This window comes from Streptomyces inhibens, from assembly GCF_003389455.1.
GTDB lineage: Bacteria > Actinomycetota > Actinomycetes > Streptomycetales > Streptomycetaceae > Streptomyces > Streptomyces inhibens.
This window is the reverse complement of the sequence record NZ_QUAC01000042.1, coordinates 1-15,088: the sequence shown is the minus strand read 5'-3', so window position 1 is coordinate 15,088 and position 15,088 is coordinate 1. Positions and strand designations below refer to the sequence as shown.

Below are 15,088 nucleotides of genomic sequence, written 5' to 3'. Positions count from 1 at the left end.
CGCCGGGACGCAAGGTCAGAGGGGCTGGAGCCGGGTGTCCAGGAGGCAGAATTCGTTGCCTCCCGGGTCGCCCAGGACGTGCCAGTTGCCGGTGCCGGCCTGGCCGGCGTCGACGGGCCTGGCGCCGAGAGCGAGCAGCCGCTCCAGCTCGGTGTCCTGGTCGCGGTCGGTGGGGTTGACGTCGATGTGCAGTCGGAGCTTCCCGGTCCGTGGGTCGCTGCCGGGGCTGAGGATGAGGGTGGGCTGTGGGCCGCCGAAACCGGCGTCGGGCGGCCCGATCTCGATGCTTCCGTCGACTACCAGCGGATTCTGGGCATGCTGGATGAGCGGCGGTCAGCGGGCAAGGGACCGGTGAAGGCCAAGGAGATCGCGGTGGAGCTGGGCCTGGAGACGACGTCGGCGAAGGTGGAGGGGGTGCGCTCGAAGGTCAGGCGCCTGGCAGAGCGCGGGTGGCTCGTGCAGGAGACATTGGGGATGTTCAGCGCCGGCCGGCGGCCCGCGGCCGTGCCAGACGCCGCCCCATCCGCGTGACCATCAACCACTGGATCGCCTCGCTGGAAGCGGGCAGGGTTTCGTAATCACGGGCCAGACGCCGGGAGTTCATCAACCACGCGAAAGTGCGCTCTGCCACCCAGCGTCTGGGGAGCACCACGAACCCTGCCATGTCGTCGGTGCGCTTGACGATCTGCAGGGTCAGAGCGAGTTTGTCCCGGCACCAGCCGACGAGACCGCCGGTGTAGCCGCCGTCGGCCCAGACGAGGGTGATGTCGCGGTGCAGGCGGCGCAGCCGGGTCAGCAGGCCCACGGCGGCGTCCCGGTCGCCGATGTTCGCGGCGGTGACCGCGACGACCAGGAGCAGGCCGAGGCAGTCGGTCACGATGTGTCTTTTGCGGCCCTGCACCTTCTTCCCGCCGTCGTAGCCACGTGAGGCGGCCGGCACCGTCGCGGCGGCCCGCACCGACTGTGCGTCGATGATTCCCGCCGTGGGCTCGGCCTCACGACCCTCGCGCTCCCTCACCCGTCCGCGCAGCCGGTCGTGGAGCTCGGCGATCAGCCCGTGCTCGCGCCAGCGGCGGAAGAAGGCGAAACCCGGCCCCAGGCCGGGAAGTCCGCGGGCATCGCCCGCCAGGAGATCCCGCCCGCGACCGGGTAGCGGATCGCGTCGAGCATCTGCCGGTGACAGTAGCCTTCGGGCTGTCCGCCCCGCCCCTGAAGCCAGGACGGCACCGGCAACAACGACCGGACCTCCGCCCACTCCGCGTCCGTCATGTCCGACGGATACCGGCGCACACGGTCCGGATGGTCGGCCGCGTTGCCGTACAGGTGCGCGAGGCAATCACACGACACGGTAGGCGAGTTGAAGTCAACGGGCTCGGGCGCGTACGACAATGACAACAGGGCCTCCGGGAACCGCTCGGAATGGGGTCGCACCCCCGAGCTACCAGGAGGCCCTGCCTTCATGCGCGTACGGCCGGAAGATCACCCGACTTGGAAATTCGTTCGACTTACACATTCCAAGATCGGTTGAGAGGCGGCTTCTCGGACCTTCCCGCAGATGACCTGCTTGAGCGTCGCGACCGCCTGGGCCAGGCCCCGCCGCTTCCCCATCACCTTGCCGATCGGCTTGTACGTGCCAGGGGTCTGATCGACCATGACCATCTCTGATCAGCAGTCAGTTCGCGTTACTGCGCCGGGGAAGCCGTGGCGTCGGCCTTGACGTTGAAGTTGATCTTGGATCCATCGACCGAGGTCACCGTGACCGACACACCCAAAGTGCTGCCGTCGTCTGCCGAGAGCTTGCAGCGGGTGGTGGTGCCGACCTTGCCGGCGAGGTCCTCGGGGCATGTGATGTGGGGCTTTTGCCGGCCCGTTGCGGCGGCGAGCTTTTCGGCGACCGTGGTGGCCAGCTTGTCCGCAGGCAGCTTCGGTTCGGCCTTTTCCACGTGGGCCGAGGCCGAGCAGCCGACGAGCAGCGCGCTGGCGGCCAGGATCGAAGCTGCTGCGGACAACCGAGTTATGGGCATGGTGGACTCCGGTCTGACGTGATCATGGCGAGGGGGGTGCCGGAAGCATACTGGCGGTTCCGCTCCGGGCACGAATGCGGGCTTCTTCGGGCATGAGCGCGGGGGCGGCGGGGAGGGAACATCGGCAGTGAGTGTGACGGGCTTTCCGCGATGAGACAGCCAGGAGCTGTCGTGGGCCCGGCCAAGATCAACCGGCCGGGTTCTCACGTTCGACCGCCGACCGAACTCCTCGGTACGGCAACGGCTTCTGAGCGTTCAGCGTTCTAGTTGGCCAGTTGAGCGTGTGGGCGGGCAGGGTAGCGTGGAGTTGGCCTGGTAGGTGCTTTTTGGGTGTATTCGCTGTGATGCCCCGGAAGGGGGCTGAGACCTATCAGCTGCTGACGGCAACCCTCCACGAGTACGGCGATGAGCCGGCCGCCCGCATCGACCGCAGCTGATCCTGGCGCCTCTTCCGGCGTCGGGGATCAATGGAACCGTGGTTGGCGCTGAGATTGATCTTGATGCTGGTCCGACTGCCGGCCTTCTCTGGGCTGCCCCGGGCTAGCGTCGGCTGCCGCGCGATAGTCCGAGAATGCGGTCGGGCCCCCGCCGTGAAGCTGAGAGCCCGTATTAACACGTAGGCAGGTAGATAGCCTCAAGTTCGGACAGATCTGGGTAGTTGGACCTCCGTGCTCTCTCAGCCGGCGTGGAGGATCCGAAAGCGATCGGGTTCCGCCGGATCGCGATCAACGACTTGGATTGGCGTCGAGGCCCATTGCCAAACGCTGATGCCTGGCGTGCGGGAGAACCGGATCTGCCCGCGGGTGCCTTCGACTGCGACGCGCGACCAGGATTCGGCAGTGCTCGCCCGGTCCGCGCCGTGAGAACGCAGCACATCGGCGAGGACGGCAACGGTGTCGTAGCCCTCGAAGGCGACGAAGGAGGGCGCTTCGGCCAGCCGCTCACGGAGGGCCGTCTCGACTCGTGCACCGAGTGGGCCGAGGCGCTCGGGAAGGTAGCGCAAGAACGGGATCGCGGCGCTGTCGTCGCCCAGCAACGTCGCCCATTCGGCGAACTCCGATTGCCCGGCCGGAGCACCAATCATGATCTCGGCGAGGCGCTGGTCGCGGCGGACAGACTTGACGATCGGCACTGCCGGCTCCGGGTGGCCGACCAGAAGAAGGAGGGCTGTCGCGCGATTGTCGACGAGTTCGTCGCACACGGCCGCGGGGGTGAGCGCGCGCATGTCGAGCTCGATGACGGTGCCGCCGCGTGGAGCGAGGTAGTCCCGCAGAATGCGGGTCCCAGATGCCCAGTAGACACTCGGCTGGGCTGCTACGGCGATTCGGCTGTGGCCCGCGCTGAGGAGGAAGTCAGCGTAGACCTGCCAGCCGCGGGACTGCGGCGGGGAGAGGCGCGCGACCCATTCCGTTGGCTGTTCGGTGAGCGCGTCGAGAACCGCTGACGAGCAGAGGAACGGCAGGCCGAGGGCGTCGGCCCTGGCGGCAGCGGCGCGAGCGACGACGCTGTGATACTCCCCCGCCAAGGCAGCCACGCCCAGGCGAGCCAATTCATCTACGGCCGCCGTGGCCCTCTGTGGATCAGCCGCGGTGTCTCGGACCACCAGCTCGAGTGGTCTTCCGCCGATCCCGCCGACGTCATTGACTTCGCGAACGGCCAGCTCGAGTCCAGCGAGCAAGTGCTGGCCCGCCTCGACCCAGCCAGGCCGAGTGAGCGGAACGAGAGCGCCGATCTGGACGGATGATCCGTCAGTCCGCTCCGCTCCAGGTGGCGATGGTGGCGTATTCATATGCTGGAATCTCCCGTGTGATGATTCGGTTGCGGTGTGCCCGGATCGCAGAGTGGCAAGGCCCGGTAGTGCGCGTTCCTCTCATCTCGCGGTGGCGGGCGCACCTGGGTGACCATGCCGGACATTGCATCCACCATCGCCAACAGGCAACCGATTATTTGTTCGCTGAGCTGCCAGGCTTCAAGAATCTTGGCGCGCTCAATGGCCAAGTGCAACGCTCACTGGCCAACTGAACGCTCAGTCACACAGCAACTGGCAAGGCTCGGGCTGGAATGGGCGGAATAACGCCGCCGCGCCAGCGGCCGGCCATCACGCGATTGCCGCCAACGTAAGCGCTTGCATCGCAGTGATCATGGCCTTACCAGCAATAGCCACAACCTTCATAACCGTGGCACCCCACATGTCCGCCTCCTCTGCAGTCCCGAGCCGAGCCTCGGTGCGACCCGACACAACCGCTCGAACCGCAACCACCCGACATTCACAAGGCCGCGAATACCCGTTGACAACGTTGTGCTCGCCCAACAGCCGGTCGTAGATCCGCTTGACCGTGTGACGCTGCTTCCGCGGAGCGGTCAGATCCGCCGTGAGGATGGCGTCAATCACCGACTTGTAGGGGTCCAGCCGTGTCTCCCGCGGCCTCATCTTCTTGCTCGGCTCCGGCAGCGCCGACACCAGAGCTTTCTGCACGGTCTCGTAGCCGACGCCGTACTTGCGCATGAGAGCACGCATCGACATGCCGGTCCTGGCGTCACGGCGGATCGCCGCGTACAGATCGACCTTGGACTTCGGCAAGCAACCGGGCCCCCTCATCGTGCAGAGTGGCTTCGTTCACCTTCAGCGACAGCGTTTGTCGATGAGTTTCAGCAGCAGTTGGCCATCAACCTGCTCGGGAATGTTCACGAGAAGTGACGGCGATGCTGTGTCGCCGAGACGGACGGATCGGTCGGCGTTCGTGAGGGGACTGGGCTGCCCGAGTCCAGTTCACCGCGCTGCGCTACTTAGCCCTGGACGGCACCGACCATCGCAGCCACAAAGAGCAAGGCAGCATGATCGGCCGCTACATCATCTGGCGAAACCACCACGCCGACGACACCCGCCTACGTCAGGTCGTCGCCCGAGCCAACGTGGCCTGACCAGCGACTACCCGAACGACCAGTCCTCAGCCCGCGGTCTTGGTTTTGATGAGCGTCACGTCGCGCGTGAACTCCCGGAACCCGACGCTGTAGTACAGCCCGCGCGCCTTGGGATGCCCCGGCGCACCCAGGCAGGCGACCGTCATATGAGTGGCCCCGGCCGCCCGCGCCAGATGCATCCCGTGCAGAAGCATCGCCCTTCCCAGCCCCAGACGCCGGTAGTCCGGATGCGTCCCGACCGGCTCGAACTCAGCTCTTGTTCGCTTCGTCGAGCCACATGATCGTCGAGGATGCCATCGTTCCGTCCGGCGCCTCCACCAGGATGTGCAGGTCGCCACGGTACGTCGCCGTCTTCCGCACGCCCTGGTAGCCCTCGGCCGTGTACGTCGAGGGAGCCCAGGCGTCCAGATGGGCCTGGACCGCGGCCTTCGGCCCGGCCTCGTCGGCGGTGCGGAACCGGAATCCGTCTGGCAGTACCGGCTGTTCCACGTCGGTGAGGTCCCGCTCGTTGAGCTGGGTCCAGGACCCGGTGTCGCCGAGCGAGGCCGGGTCGGTCTCATAGCCGTGCGCCGCCCATCGCTTCAGGGCGAACTCATCGGCGGCGTTCGGCATCACCGTACGCTCGATGCCCGCCGCCGTACCGTCGTACCAGTCGATCACCTCGTCAACCAGCCCGGCGTGGTCGGGATGGGCCTGATACGCCAGATAGGCGCCGGTACGTCCTTCACCGACCCGTCGCTCCGGCTCACCTGGTGCGGAAGATGGGCCCAGCTCCACGCCACCAGATTCCCGCCGGAAAACCACAGCCGACGCGGCCGGCTTGCGCCGTCGCTGGCGTGCCCCTTGCCCCAGTTCCAGGCCAGCTCGCCGAACGTCGCGTCGCTGTTCACCAGGTCCGGGCGGGTGGCGGTGACACGCTGCGCCAGACCCTGCATGAGCCGCACGTCCGCGGCGGTCACAAGCTCGAAGTTCGGCATAGTGCGCCACTGTGTCAGGACCCCGCAAAGCCGTCGAACCGTTTTCCGGGGCCGCCGATCGCGGCAGTCAACAGCACAACGCGCGAAGCGCATCGTCGTGGTGGCGGAGCCGATGGCAGGCCGGGCAGCCATGTCCCTCGATTACGCCGGCCGACTGCGGACATCGGCCGACGCGCGTCACGACCTACAGGGCGAACGTTGCCTGCTACGGCACTAGCCGGCTTCGGCCCGGGCTCGGGTGCTGGCGAGGCGGTAGGAGTCGGTGCCGGTCTCGATGGTGGTGCCGTTGAACGTGAGCCGGTCGACGATGCCGCGCAGAGGCGGGGGTCGGTGAAGGTTTTCGTCCAGCCGCCGAACGACTCGTTCGAGGCGATGGCGACGCCGTTCTTCTCCTCGCGTTCGGTCAGGACCTGGAAGAGGAGTTCGGCGCCGTGGCGATCGAGTTCCATGTGTTATGACGACAACGCCGCCACCATCGCACGCAAGGCAGCGAGGAAGCGCAAGCAGCAGGACGAGGAGCAGAGCGCATGGCGGAGCGAACCACCTAACTCGACCCCGATCCACGCAACCCACGCTCTCGGAAGATCCGCGTCCGGGCCTCCCTGGTACGTCACAGTCGAGCTCGACCGCGACGGGCACGTCGACGCCGCGAACTCGCTGGGACACGACCCGAGCTGTCCGCTGCCTTCATAGAAGCGGTCGACAGGGCGCGCGACGCGTCTAACGACCGCATCTGGTACGACGGCTACCCGGGCACCTTCGTGGCGGGCGACGGTCCGTGTTGGGTCACCCTGTGCGTTCAGTTCCCTCATGCCGAGGCCACGGTCGAAGCGCTGCGTGTAGCCGAGCTCGACCATGATTACAGCACGCTCCACGCGCTCGCCGACCGACTCGCGTTACCCATTGACGGCTGGGTTGCTCCCGGCGAGCGGGAGCTGATCCGCGGCGTCGATTTCGACCCGCTGCCCGGCGCGTTCCTGAAGTTCCTGCGCGCCAAAGCCGCAGCGCGCGGAGTGCGCCTCAACGGTCGGGCAACCGCCGGGAGCGTGTGGGTTCGCCCGACGCTGTCGCCCGCCCAGAAGCAGAGACGGGAGATGTTCCCCGAGCGGTACCCCGGGTGGGCGGACCGCTGGACCGGGCACGTCGAGTCGGATGGGGTGCCCATCCGGTGGGTGGGTGGCAGAGACCAGAACCTCAGTTATGGCGCGACACCCGTCAAGTTCATGCCGCAGGGGCACTTGTCACCGCCTGGCCGTCGTGACGACACAGTCACCCATTGCATGGCGGAAGCTGGCCTACCAGGTGGCGCGGATGCCGTCGAAGGAGAACCACTACGACTTCAACTCGTGGTCCCACCTTGGTGAGCCCGAGCGCCCGAGGTGACCCCGGACAATGTGCGGGCGTACCTCTTGAAGCCGAAGAGGTACAGCAAGGCATCGTTGCAGGTCAGAGGGCGTTTCGAGGTCAGCAAGTCAGCACAAAGTCAGCATCGGCGGCGTCACGCCGGGAAACGGGCCGGCTACAGGGCACGCCGTGGTCCAGACCTCCGCAGCGTCTGGGATCGAGGCTCGATGCCAGTTGTTGCAACACAGCATATTTTCCCCCGCAATCGCAAACAGCCTCCAGGCTGCCCGGAGTTGGACCAGCCCCGATGCTCGTTGCATTTGCGCTGGACTTGCAGCTCACTGGCGGCCTGTTGAATGCGGCACTTCCGTTGCGAGAGCGCACGTCATCACGGACACCCCCAGACGTCGAACGCGTATCGACGCCCTCTACATCGGAGGGTGATCACCTCGGTCTCGGTGTCCACCGCTTCCAGGCCGGCGAGTTACATGAGGGCTGGGGCGAGGAGGCCGCGAATAGCGAAGGCGCCCAGCAGAACAACCGGCACAAGGGTAACTCCTATGATTTTCAGGGGGGTTACGGAGTGACGACGATGCTGAGAAGGCGACTGAGCCTTTTCCAACCTTAATTTGAGCTGGCTTGTTGCAGGACGAGGACGGCTTGGACGAGGGCGGTGATGCGGGTGGTGGAACAGCGGAGCTTCCGCAGGAGGCGCCAGGTCTTGAGGCCGGCGATCGCCGGCTCGACGAGGGCGCGGATCGTCGCATGTGATCGGTTGACGGCCTGCTGACCGCTCGAAAGGGCATCCCAGCGGCCGCGATAAGGAACGCAGACCGTGCCGCCGGCGCCGTGGTAGCCCTTGTCCGCCCAGCAGTTCACCCCAGCCTGGGCCAGCGCGCCGATGATGCCGTGCTCCCGGGCTGCCCGCACGTCGTGGACGGCCCCGGGAAGCGCTGGCGAGGCCCACAGCAGGCGGCCGAGAGGATCGGCAAGGACCTGCACGTTCATCCCGTGCATCCGGTGCTTGCCCGAGTGGAACGGCCGGTCGGCAGCAATGCGGTCGATCGGCAGCAGCGTCCCGTCCAGCAGGACGAACGCCTTCAGCGAAGCCGCGCGAGCAGCGTCGGCGAGCGAAGGAGCGAGCGCGGCAAGCACATCGACAGCTTCGGTCACGTAGCGCCAGGCGGTGGTGGTGCCGACCCCGAAGCCTGCGGCAAGGTGAACATAAGGGTGTCCATTGCGCAGGTGGGCGAGGGTGAGCAGGGCTTGACGGCCCGTGTTCAGCCGTCGCCAGCGGGTGCCCAGAGCGCGGCGGTGCACCCGCAGGCGAGCGGAGAGGAAGCGCAGGGCAGAGCTGGACACATTCAGCCTGGACGAATAGACGAGAACACGGAGCCTCTGGTGAACACGGGTTCTCTTGGTCGAAAAGCCACCTACCAGGGGCTTCGCTCGTTTATCAGCTCAACGCCCATGTCCATGGGGCAGGTTGGGAGAAAATCACGGAGCTCAACCACGATCACGCCCTAGGATCGACGGTCATGGTTGATCTCTACCCTCCGATCAGTCCCTACGACCATGGATTTCTCGACGCCGGGGACGGCAACCGCGTCTACTACGAACAGCTCGGCAACCCTGAAGGCAAGCCTGCCCTGAATGTCCACGGCGGCCCGGGGTCGGGTGCACCGCGGCGGCCGACGAGGGCCTGGGACCCCGAGCGCTACCGCGTCATCCGCTTCGACCAGCGCAACTGCGGTCGTAGCACCCCGCACGCCAGCGACCCGGCGGCGGAAATGAGTCTGAACACCACGCAGCACCTGATCGACGACATGGAGCGGCTGCGCGAGCACCTCGGCATCGAGCGGTGGTTGCTGAACGGCGGCTCCTGGGGCTCGACGCTCATCCTGGCCTATGCGCAACAGCACCCCGATCGGGTCAGTGAGATGGTCATCCCGGCAGTGACGATGACCCGCCGCACTGAGATCGACTGGCTCTACCGGGGTGCCGGGCGGTTCTACCCCGAGGCGTGGGACCGGTTCCGCGACGGTGTTCCCGAGGACGAGCGGGACGGCGACTTGCTCGCGGCCTACGCGCGGCTGATGGAGAACCCTGACCGGGCGATCCGGGAGAAGGCCGCTGCCGACTGGCTCGCCTGGGAAGACGCGGTCATCTCGAACGAGCCCAACGGCGTGCCCGGCATGTACAGCAATCGCGAGGTCGACGCGCAGATCGCGTTCGTACGGATCTGCGCCCACTTCTTCAGCAACGGCGCGTGGCTGGAGGAGGACCAACTACTGTGCAACGCCCACAAGCTGGCCGGGATCCCGGCGGTGTTGGTCCACGGCCGACACGATATGGGCAGTCCGGCACAGACGGCGTGGGAGCTGGCGAAGGTGTGGCCAAACGCGCGGCTCCACATCGTCGAAGACTCAGGGCATGCCGGAAGCGACGCGATGCAGGAGGCGGTCCGGGCAGCCATCGAGGACTTCAAGAACCGGTGATCCTCAGGGCACGTAGAGGACCTCGAACTTGACCTTCGGGTTCCGCGCCGCGTAGTCGGCGAGCCAGGCCGCCAGTACCCGGTCCGAGACGATGACTCGGACCGGGACGCGGTTGGCCTGCGGCTTCTCCTTCATGCCTGCCGGTTCGTTTCGACCCAGGCCGAATCGGTCGCGTTGCACTGAGCAGGTCGCCGACCTCCTGTACCAACCCTGCCCTTGCCGGAATCCTCATCCGTGCAGGTCATGCGGCATGTCGGTACTCGTGGAGGATGCCACCGAGGCGTTCGCGTCTTCGTATGTTGAGGCTGGCGATCTGGTCCGGATCGGCGATCGGCGTGGGTAATGGATTCAGCGGACGGGCATTCGCGATGCCCTGGTGCGGCCGATGAGCGTTGTAGAACTGCTCGAACTCGCGCAGCGCGTGGAGCAGGTGCCGCTGGTTTCAGATCAAGGTCCGGTCCAGCAGTTCACGCCGGCAGGTCTGCACCCACCGTTCCATGAGCGAGTTCATTCTCGGCATCCGAACACCGCTGAGTACGACCTCGATCCCCGCATCGGCAAGGATGGCATCGAGTAGCCCAGTCGCAGCAGCACGGTCGACCGTCATTCCACGACGATCGACAGCCGCGCGAGGGCACGGGTTCGAACGACCCCCGACGAGGTTCTCTGCATCACCCACACCGCCTCCCACCAGGTCGGATGGGTTATTCGGCAGGCGCAGGGCTCAAGGGCTCTCCGGGAGAGCTCACTTACCGGTGTCCTCGGCGAGGGTGTGGGCGACCAGGGCGTTGGCGTGGCCGTGGCCCAGGCCGTGTTCAGCCTTCAGCCAGCCGACGAGCTCCATGTGCTTGGTCAGGGGTGAGGAGCGAATGAGATCCTTCCATTCCCTGATCGGGCGGCCGTACTTCTTCTCGATGGAGGGGAAGTAGCTGGCAGGGCCTTGCGCTGCAGCGGTCATGTCGGGGTTCTGTCCTTCTGTCCGTGTGCTGCCGGGGGCGTACTTCTGGTGCAGGAGCCTTGTCAGCGGACGACGTCGAAGACGTTCTTCTGCAGGCCGTTGGCGTAGACCTCGTGCTCGACCAGCTTCAGCTTCTGGGTGTCCTTGTCCGTGGCGCTGAACAGGCGCTTGCCCGCGCCGAGCAGGAGCGGGAAGACGAGCAGGTGGTAACGGTCGATCAAGCCGACGTCGGAAAGGGCCTGGTTCAGGGTGGCGCTGCCGTGGACGATGATCGGGTCGCCCTCGGTCTGCTTCAGTGCGGCGACCTCGTCGAGCGTGCGCAGGATCGTGGTCTCGCCCCAGTTCGACACCAGGTCGTCCTCGGTGAGCGTGGTGGAGACGACGTACTTCGGCATGATCTTGTAGTCGGCGAAGTCCTCCATGTCCGGCCACACCGGGCTGAACGCCTCGTAGCTGGTCCGGCCCATCAACATCGCGGTGGCTTCCTTCTGCTCCCGGCCCTTGATGTCGAACGCTTCGGGGAGGAACTCGATGTCCTTGAAGGTCCACCCGGAGTTCCGGTATCCGGGCTCGCCGCCCGGGGCCTCCACGACGCCGTCGAGGGAGATGAAGGCGGTGCTGATCAGGGTACGCATTTTGAGGTTCCTCGGTATCTCGTGCCTGGGTGTAAGAAGGTTCAGTCGGTGCACGCTTCGGTCGCACTCGCTGCTGCAGTGCACAACCGTGATCTTTGACTGCTGACCACGGAGAAACTCATCGGTCGTCGCCCGCCCCTCGGGGCGGGCTTGAGCGAAACGGCCTAGTTGGCCCGTTCGTGACGGAGGAGAACGACCTGGGAGTCGAAGGTCCTGGTCTCGGTCAGGGTCAGGTCGAACCGCTGCTGCGGGGTGGTGAAGACGGGCTTGCCGCCGCCGAGCACGACGGGGTGGACGAAGATCTGGTACTCGTCGATCAGCCGGTGTTCGGTGAGGAAGCCGGCCAGCGTGGAGCCGCCGAACAGCAGCAGATGGGCGCCGCTGTCCTTGAGAGCGGTGAGCTCCTCGACGACGTTGGTGTTGATGACGCGGGTGTTCCAGTCGGCCTCGGTCAGCTTTGAGGAGACGACCACCTTTGGCGCCTTGCGCCAGACGGGTGCGAACGCAAGGTCATGCTCGTGGGTGGAGAACTCCTCGGCGCGGGGCCAGTAACCGGACATCATGTCCCACACCACGCGGCCGTACAGGAAGATGTCGGCGCTGTCGGTGAGGGCGTGCGAATAGGCGGACAGCTCGCCGTCCATGCGGGGCCAGTCGAACTCGCCGTTCGGGCCCTCGATGAAACCGTCCAGCGACTGGTGCACAAAATGCGTGATCTTGCCCATGAGAAACGGATCCCCCTGCTGAAAGAGCGTCCGGGCGGTCGACGGCCACCCTTTGTGTACGATGTCCACATTCGGAGGATGTGGACATCCGCACCCCCCGAGTGATCACACAGGAGCCTAGACGACCTAAGTGGATGCTGTCCACATTGGAGGCAGCCATGACAGCAGCCGAGAACAACAAGCCGAAGCGGGACACCTACCGCCACGGCGACCTCCGCAACGCACTGATCGAAGCCGGCCTCGAACTCGCCCACCAGGGCGGGCCGGAAGCCGTCGTGCTACGCGCCGCCACCCGGCAGGCCGGAGTCGCCCCCAACGCCGCGTACCGGCATTTCACCGACCGCAATGCACTGCTCCACGCCGTCTCCCAGGCCGCCATGGCCCACCTCGCCCGCACCATGGAGGCCGAGCAAGCCGCCTTGCCACCGACCACGGACGCGGCGGCTGCCGCCCGTGCCCGCTTCCGTGCCGTCGGCACCGGCTACCTGCGCTTCGCCCAGGAAGAACCCGGCCTGTTCCGCACGGCCTTCCACGTCCCCGGCGACATGACCCACGCCGCCGCCGACACCGCCGCAGGCGCCACCGGCAAGACCCCCTTCGAGCTGCTCGGCGCAGCCCTCGACGGCCTCGTAGAGGCTGGACTCCTGCCCGAAGACCGCCGCCCCGGTGCCGAGTTCCTCGCCTGGTCGGCCGTTCACGGCCTCGCCGCCCTCCTCGTCGACGGCCCCCTCCGTGGCCTCCACCCCACCCAGGCCCACGACGCCGGCCAGCACGTCATCGACATGATCGAACGCGGCATCTGACACACATCGGCCATAAGACTCGTGTCGTCACTGCGTCATTGCTCCGCGTACTCGAAAGCGGAGAGCCGGAGTACAACGATGCCCGCGCCGGACGCGGCACGCCGTCGTAACCCGCCGCACGCAGAAGCCCCGCCGGAGCATGGGCGCATTCCGGCGGGGCTTCCGCGTCTCACAGCTGCCCCTATGACGGAGGTCATGATGGTGAGGGCCTGACCAGGTTGAAGACCTCTCGGGCAACGTAGCGTTTGAGGCATCGGACGATCTCGCGCCGGGTCTTGCCCTCCTGGATGCGGCGCACGTAGTAGTCCTGGGTGCGCGAGTCGTAGCGCAGCCGGGTCTGCACGATGCGGTGCAGGGCGGCGTTGGCCTGCCGGTCGCCGCCGCGGTTGAGCCGACGGTAGTGCCGAGTGCCCGAGGAGCGTTCTACGGGGCTGACCCCGCACAGCGCGGCGAAGGACGCCTCGCCGCCAGGCGCTCCGGGTTGTCCCCCATCGTGATCAGCGGGGTGACGGCCGTGTCCGGGCCGATGCCCACCGGGGCGAGCAGGTGCGGGGCGTGGCGTTCCACGAGCCGGGCCAGGCGGCGTTGATGGGAATCTCCGAATTCGGCTCTGACCGCGATTTCGTGAAACTGCAGGTCAGAATGAGCGATGAAAGATCGTTTACCCTAACTGGTTGTCCGAGCCTCCGCGCTACCGGCGGAGGCTCAGCCCACCCCTGAGGAGCAAGTTGTTCGACCTCATCGTCATCATCCGGGTCTCCGAGAGCACCAACATCGACCCAGTTGCCGACGCCCTGTCTCGGATGCGCCCCTTGTGTCTGGCAGAAGACGGCTGCGTCAGCTGGGAGGCTTACCAGTCACACCAGGAACCCAGCCGCTTCGTCCTGGTCGAGCGCTGGGCCAGCCGCGCCCACTGGGAGGCTCACGATGCCGGTGACGCCATCCAGAAGATCTACATCCCGGAGATCATGCCTCGCATCGAGCGCGAAGTGCATCCAAGCATGCGCGTACATAGCAGGCATGAAGCGGTAACTGGGTGAACCTGTCACGTTGTTCAACCGGCCTCGGCGGACACCCGTGCCCGGGAGCACCCAGCCTTGAGTCAGGAGAGCGCGGCGACGGGGCTACAGAGCAGGCTCACCGAGGCCGCAGTCGGTAAGGATCAAGCGTCCCAACTGCCGCCGTTCCGCACCCGGCTGTTTCACGGAACCGCGGTCAGAGCATCGCGGCGATTCTGTGAAGCTCATGGCTGGGTGACGATCCGGGTCCGAAGGAGAGTGAACGACGCGCGGCCATACATTGCTCTCTTGAGCGTTTTGATCCTGTTGACGTGGCCTTCGACCACGCCTGAGCTCCAGGTGAGAGTGAGGCCGGCGGTGACGGCGTCGAGATCGCGGCGGAGGAAGCCGGCGAACCCGCTCATCGGTTTCGGAGCGTCCTGCTCAGCCTGGCGGATCCATTCGAGCAGAAGTTGGCCGCGCTGGTGGCGGACGAGGTCGGCGAAGGTCCGGGCGAGGTCGCATGCGCGGGCGATGTCCGGGCAGGTGAGGCGGACTTCGAGCAGCCATTCCTCCTGACTGTCGGTCAGGGCATCGCGTGGTCGCATGATCCATGAGGCTTCGAGCGCTCGGCCCCGCCCCAGCAGCCGGGTGAGGTGCTGGATCGCTCCCGCGCCGGGCGGTGTGCCGATGCCGACTTCAGGGCTGGCCCAGGACAGCGTTCTCCCGGGAGGCGAAGCGCATGTCGCAGGCGAGGAGGAACTCGCTGCCCGCCCCCCGTGCACGGCCGCGCAGCTTGGCGATCGTGACGGCCGGGATCTCGCTGAGCTTGCGGAACAGCATCCCCAGGGAGGCGTCGCCCAGGCCCCCGGCCATCGCGGCTTCAGCGGTGTATGCGGGCACTTTGGTCAGGTCTACGTGCGGGAGGAAGAAGTCGGGATCCGCGCTGTCGAAGACCACCACCCGTGCACCCGTCGGTTGGGAAACCTCCTTCAGCAGTCCGACCAGGTCGCGCACGACCTCGGGACCGATGAGGTTGATCGGCGGGGCGTTGAAGGTGGCGAACAGGACGTTGCCGTCCAACCTGGTGCTGACACTGATGGTCGCGTATGGGGCGGTCGTGTTCTCCTCCTCTCGGCGCTCAACACGGCCCGGTGCCAATCCCGGCTGTCAGAGCTGGTGCTCCTCCAGCCACAGCACGACC

19 protein-coding genes and 4 pseudogenes are annotated in these 15,088 nt (G+C 66.5%); 6 read left to right on the top strand and 17 right to left on the bottom strand.

Annotation, left to right across the window (positions count from 1 at the left end):
* Positions 1–15: 15 nt before the first annotated feature.
* The 5 genes and pseudogenes from DY245_RS06335 to DY245_RS06305 all read right to left on the bottom strand — a co-directional run.
* Positions 16–294: pseudogene (locus tag DY245_RS06335) on the bottom strand (VOC family protein); the annotation flags it as partial.
* A 184-nt stretch (positions 295–478) separates the two neighbouring features.
* A protein-coding gene (locus tag DY245_RS06325; RefSeq protein WP_244942862.1) for an IS5 family transposase occupies positions 479–1,269 on the bottom strand; the annotation gives its coding sequence in 2 pieces (ribosomal slippage) (positions 479–1,086 and positions 1,086–1,269; 792 coding nt in all).
* A 413-nt stretch (positions 1,270–1,682) separates the two neighbouring features.
* Positions 1,683–2,024 carry a DUF4333 domain-containing protein gene (locus DY245_RS06315; protein WP_128504420.1) on the bottom strand — a complete coding sequence of 114 codons (342 nt, stop codon included), beginning with the start codon at positions 2,022–2,024 and terminating at the stop codon, positions 1,683–1,685.
* 676 nt (positions 2,025–2,700) lie between these two features.
* Positions 2,701–3,813, bottom strand: a complete 1,113-nt coding sequence (locus tag DY245_RS06310; RefSeq protein ID WP_128504418.1) for an ABC transporter substrate-binding protein — start codon at positions 3,811–3,813, stop codon at positions 2,701–2,703.
* A gap of 309 nt (positions 3,814–4,122) precedes the next feature.
* On the bottom strand, positions 4,123–4,605 hold the full coding sequence (locus DY245_RS06305) for a hypothetical protein (RefSeq protein ID WP_181923544.1): 483 nt from the start codon (positions 4,603–4,605) through the stop codon (positions 4,123–4,125).
* A 185-nt stretch (positions 4,606–4,790) separates the two neighbouring features.
* On the opposite strand from DY245_RS06305, the pseudogene DY245_RS47795 reads away from it, so the two are divergent.
* Positions 4,791–4,946 (top strand): annotated as a pseudogene (locus DY245_RS47795) (transposase); the annotation flags it as partial.
* A 26-nt stretch (positions 4,947–4,972) separates the two neighbouring features.
* Here DY245_RS47795 and DY245_RS45890 read toward each other — a convergent pair.
* From DY245_RS45890 to DY245_RS06290, 4 genes and pseudogenes are all read right to left on the bottom strand, one after another.
* Positions 4,973–5,284: a GNAT family N-acetyltransferase gene (locus tag DY245_RS45890; RefSeq protein WP_244942861.1), complete on the bottom strand. Its 312-nt coding sequence runs from the start codon at positions 5,282–5,284 to the stop codon at positions 4,973–4,975.
* Positions 5,196–5,606: a hypothetical protein gene (locus DY245_RS45885; RefSeq protein ID WP_244942860.1), complete on the bottom strand. Its 411-nt coding sequence runs from the start codon at positions 5,604–5,606 to the stop codon at positions 5,196–5,198. The genes DY245_RS45890 and DY245_RS45885 overlap by 89 nt, the downstream gene beginning before the upstream one ends.
* Entirely contained in the window at positions 5,603–5,923 is a 321-nt protein-coding gene (locus DY245_RS45880) for a hypothetical protein (RefSeq protein WP_244942859.1), read from the bottom strand. Before DY245_RS45880 ends, DY245_RS45885 begins: the two co-directional genes overlap by 4 nt.
* Before the next feature lie 213 nt (positions 5,924–6,136).
* Positions 6,137–6,375, bottom strand: a pseudogene (locus tag DY245_RS06290) (ATP-binding protein); the annotation flags it as partial.
* A 309-nt stretch (positions 6,376–6,684) separates the two neighbouring features.
* Here DY245_RS06290 and DY245_RS06285 point away from each other — a divergent pair.
* Positions 6,685–7,287 (top strand): hypothetical protein, encoded by a 603-nt coding sequence (locus DY245_RS06285; RefSeq protein ID WP_128504416.1) that lies wholly within the window; start codon positions 6,685–6,687, stop codon positions 7,285–7,287.
* Between the two features lie 604 nt (positions 7,288–7,891).
* Here DY245_RS06285 and DY245_RS06280 read toward each other — a convergent pair.
* On the bottom strand, positions 7,892–8,707 hold the full coding sequence (locus tag DY245_RS06280; RefSeq protein ID WP_128504414.1) for a transposase family protein: 816 nt from the start codon (positions 8,705–8,707) through the stop codon (positions 7,892–7,894).
* Between the two features lie 98 nt (positions 8,708–8,805).
* Here DY245_RS06280 and pip point away from each other — a divergent pair, with 98 nt between their 5' ends.
* Positions 8,806–9,765: a prolyl aminopeptidase gene (pip, locus tag DY245_RS06275; protein ID WP_128504412.1), complete on the top strand. Its 960-nt coding sequence runs from the start codon at positions 8,806–8,808 to the stop codon at positions 9,763–9,765.
* Between the two features lie 3 nt (positions 9,766–9,768).
* Here the strand turns inward: pip and DY245_RS47465 are convergent, their stop codons facing one another.
* A complete protein-coding gene (locus tag DY245_RS47465; RefSeq protein WP_277410938.1) occupies positions 9,769–9,900 on the bottom strand; it encodes a hypothetical protein in 132 nt (43 codons plus the stop codon).
* 250 nt (positions 9,901–10,150) lie between these two features.
* Here DY245_RS47465 and DY245_RS44135 point away from each other — a divergent pair, with 250 nt between their 5' ends.
* Positions 10,151–10,342 carry a hypothetical protein gene (locus DY245_RS44135; RefSeq protein ID WP_181923543.1) on the top strand — a complete coding sequence of 64 codons (192 nt, stop codon included), beginning with the start codon at positions 10,151–10,153 and terminating at the stop codon, positions 10,340–10,342.
* Positions 10,343–10,510: 168 nt separating this feature from the next.
* Here the strand turns inward: DY245_RS44135 and DY245_RS06265 are convergent, their stop codons facing one another.
* From DY245_RS06265 to DY245_RS06255, 3 genes are all read right to left on the bottom strand, one after another.
* On the bottom strand, positions 10,511–10,723 hold the full coding sequence (locus DY245_RS06265; RefSeq protein WP_128504409.1) for a DUF4287 domain-containing protein: 213 nt from the start codon (positions 10,721–10,723) through the stop codon (positions 10,511–10,513).
* Positions 10,724–10,785: 62 nt separating this feature from the next.
* Positions 10,786–11,358 carry a dihydrofolate reductase family protein gene (locus DY245_RS06260; protein WP_128504395.1) on the bottom strand — a complete coding sequence of 191 codons (573 nt, stop codon included), beginning with the start codon at positions 11,356–11,358 and terminating at the stop codon, positions 10,786–10,788.
* Between the two features lie 164 nt (positions 11,359–11,522).
* Positions 11,523–12,083, bottom strand: a complete 561-nt coding sequence (locus tag DY245_RS06255; protein ID WP_128504393.1) for a dihydrofolate reductase family protein — start codon at positions 12,081–12,083, stop codon at positions 11,523–11,525.
* Between the two features lie 158 nt (positions 12,084–12,241).
* Here DY245_RS06255 and DY245_RS06250 point away from each other — a divergent pair, with 158 nt between their 5' ends.
* Positions 12,242–12,886, top strand: a complete 645-nt coding sequence (locus DY245_RS06250) for a TetR/AcrR family transcriptional regulator (protein ID WP_128504391.1) — start codon at positions 12,242–12,244, stop codon at positions 12,884–12,886.
* A gap of 193 nt (positions 12,887–13,079) precedes the next feature.
* Here DY245_RS06250 and DY245_RS48165 read toward each other — a convergent pair.
* Positions 13,080–13,468: pseudogene (locus tag DY245_RS48165) on the bottom strand (transposase); the annotation flags it as partial.
* Between the two features lie 146 nt (positions 13,469–13,614).
* On the opposite strand from DY245_RS48165, the gene DY245_RS06240 reads away from it, so the two are divergent.
* Positions 13,615–13,926, top strand: coding sequence for a putative quinol monooxygenase (locus tag DY245_RS06240; protein WP_128504389.1), 312 nt, complete (start codon positions 13,615–13,617; stop codon positions 13,924–13,926).
* 203 nt (positions 13,927–14,129) lie between these two features.
* On the opposite strand, the gene DY245_RS06235 is transcribed toward DY245_RS06240, so the two are convergent.
* The gene (locus DY245_RS06235) at positions 14,130–14,492 is read right to left on the bottom strand and encodes a transposase (RefSeq protein WP_128504387.1); all 363 of its coding nucleotides are present in this window, start codon (positions 14,490–14,492) and stop codon (positions 14,130–14,132) included.
* 91 nt (positions 14,493–14,583) lie between these two features.
* Positions 14,584–14,967 carry an enoyl-CoA hydratase/isomerase family protein gene (locus DY245_RS06230; RefSeq protein WP_181923542.1) on the bottom strand — a complete coding sequence of 128 codons (384 nt, stop codon included), beginning with the start codon at positions 14,965–14,967 and terminating at the stop codon, positions 14,584–14,586.
* Between the last annotated feature and the right edge of the window lie 121 nt (positions 14,968–15,088).